This window comes from Streptomyces pathocidini, assembly GCF_001418495.1.
Taxonomy (GTDB): domain Bacteria; phylum Actinomycetota; class Actinomycetes; order Streptomycetales; family Streptomycetaceae; genus Streptomyces; species Streptomyces pathocidini.
Map to the genome: position 1 here is coordinate 1 of NZ_LIQY01000733.1, position 2,501 is coordinate 2,501.

General features: G+C 71.7%; 2 protein-coding genes. Both read left to right on the plus strand.

The annotated features are described in order from the left end of the window. Nucleotides 1-364 precede the first annotated feature (364 nt). Nucleotides 365-1,861, plus strand: a complete 1,497-nt coding sequence (locus AOK16_RS24890; RefSeq protein WP_055474330.1) for a purine-cytosine permease family protein — start codon at nucleotides 365-367, stop codon at nucleotides 1,859-1,861. 134 nt (nucleotides 1,862-1,995) lie between these two features. Next, on the plus strand, nucleotides 1,996-2,501 hold a 506-nt coding region (locus AOK16_RS24895), incomplete at its 3' end, for an LLM class flavin-dependent oxidoreductase (protein ID WP_157859351.1).

The window sequence follows — 2,501 nt, forward strand, 5'->3', positions numbered from 1 at the left end:
GGCGGTGATGGTGGGGGATTCCGGCGGGGGCGGCGGCAGCTGCTTCTTCCGGCGGCTGCCGACCACGAGCCCGGTGATCGCGCCGAACGCGACCACGGCGATCACTACAGCAAGGATGACGAATTCCATAACGGACCCAGTATCGGCCACCGGGCGGGAATGGCGAGCCTGTCAGGACCGGCGTTCCGCGGGAGTTCCGGGACCGGGGTTATCCACAGGCCGGCACGCTTCGCTGACGGGGCACTTACACTGATTCGGGTTGCGCGACGCGCGTAGAGCGAGCGCGACCCGTTCCGCTCCCGTCCCCACGAATCACCGCGAATCCGCTCGTACGTCCCCCACCTGCCACGGAGCCGCTTCCTTCATGGGCAACTCGTCCTCCTCCGCGCCCCCCACCCCCGACACCTCGGCCTCCGGCGCCGCGAGCGCCGTGGAGACCCGCGGCATCGAGCCCGTACCGGACCACGAGCGCGGCGGCCGGGTCCGCGAGCTGCTGCCGACGTGGGTCGCCGCGAACATCAGTGTGCTGCTGCTCACCATGGGCGCGGGCCTGGTGGTGTTCAACGAGCTGAACCTCTGGCAGATCCTGCTGGTCGGCCTCTGCTCCTCGGTCGTCTCGTACGGCATGGTCGGCGCGGTGTCGGTCTCCGGGAAGTGGGGCGGGGCCCCGGGCCTGATGCTGTCCCGGGCGACCTTCGGGGTGCGCGGCAACTACTTCCCGGGCGCGATCCTGTGGGTCGCCCGGTTCGGCTGGGAGACGATCAACGCGGTCACCGGCGCGTACGCGATCCTGACCGTGCTCGACCTGCTCTTCGGGGTGCGGAGCAACTCGGCTCTGATCGCCGTGACCCTTCTCGCGTTCGTCGCCTGCACGTTCCTGGTGAGCGGCATGGGGCGCAAGGTGCTGGCGGTGTGCAACACCTGGTCGACGTACCTCTTCGGCGCCTTCAGCGTCCTCGTGCTCGGCTATCTGATCACCCATGTCGACTGGGACGCGGTCTTCTCCCGCCCGGCGGGCAGCACGTCCCTGCTCATCGCGGGCATCGGGATGATCGCGGCGGGCGGGATCAGCTGGGTCCCCTCGGGCCCGGACTTCACGCGCTATCTGCCGCACCGCGCCTCGGGCCGGAAGATCGTCGGCACGACGGTCTCGGGCGCGGCCGTGGTGGTGGTGCCGATGGTGGCGATGGGCGCCGTGATGGCGGTCGTCACCCCGGGTCTCGCCTCGGCGGGCGACCCGGTCTCCTTCCTAGGGGACGTGCTGCCGACCTGGCTGGCGGTGCCGTATCTGATCACCGCGCTGGCCGGGATGCTGCTGATCAACAGTCTGTCGATGTACTCGGCCGGGTTCACCGCGCAGACCATGGGCGTCAAGCTGCCGCGGGCGCTCGCGGTGAGCGTCAACGCCGTGATCAGCCTGGTCGGCGGCGCGTTCCTGATGCTGGTGGCCAAGAGCTTCCTCGGCTCCTTCATCACCTTCCTGACCCTGCTCGCTGTCTCCTTCTCCGCCTGGATCGGGGTGTACGCGGTGGACATGGCCCGCCGTCGCCGCCGGACGGTGCGGTACGACGCGGACGGGCTGATGGACACCGGCCGCACGAGCCGCTACTGGTACGTGGGCGGCTTCTGCTGGCAGGCCATGGCGGCCTGGGGCACGGCGCTGGTCGCGGGCGCGTGCTTCACGAAGGTGGAGTGGTTCACCGGCCCGCTGGCCGCGACCTGGATCGGGCGCAACGGCCTGGGCTGGGCCGCGACGATCGTCCTCGCCGCCGCGCTCTTCGCGCTGCTGCCGGCGCCGCGCGAGAACGCCCCGAAGACGGAGGCCGAGGAGCCGATACGGGAGCCGGCGCGCGCCGACTGAGCGCCGCCGCGGCTCCGTTCGGCCGCACCGGCTCCACCACCACCCTGGAAATCTGACGGCACGCCAATTACCGTCCCCCTCGCCCGGAGCGGCACACCGCCGCACCCGCCCCACGGCGAAGGGGGACGCCAGCCATGCCCGTCACGGTCGTCCGGTTCAACCTCGTCGATCCCGACGCCACACCCGAGTCCCGCTCCCAGCGCTACCGCGCGGCCGTCGAGATGGCGGCCCACGCGGACGAACTCGGCGTCACCACCGTCCAGACCGAGGAGCACCACGGCGCCGAGAACGGCTGGCTGCCCTCGCCCCTGGTCTTCGCCGCCGCCGTCGCCGGCGCCACCCGCACCGTCTCCGTCACCGTCTCCGCGCTGATCACCCCGCTCTACGATCCGCTGCGCCTGGCCGAGGAGTTGGCGGTGCTGGACCTGGCCAGCGGAGGCCGCGTGGTGACCGTGGCGGGCATCGGCTACCGGCCCGAGGAGTACGCGATGCTGGGCCGCGACTGGCACCGGCGCGGCCGCCTCCAGGACGAGGCGCTGGAGACGCTGCTGAAGGCGTGGACCGGGGAGCCCTTCGCGTACCGGGGCCGCACCGTCCGCGTCACCCCGCGCCCGTACACCCGGCCCCACCCCCTGCTGCT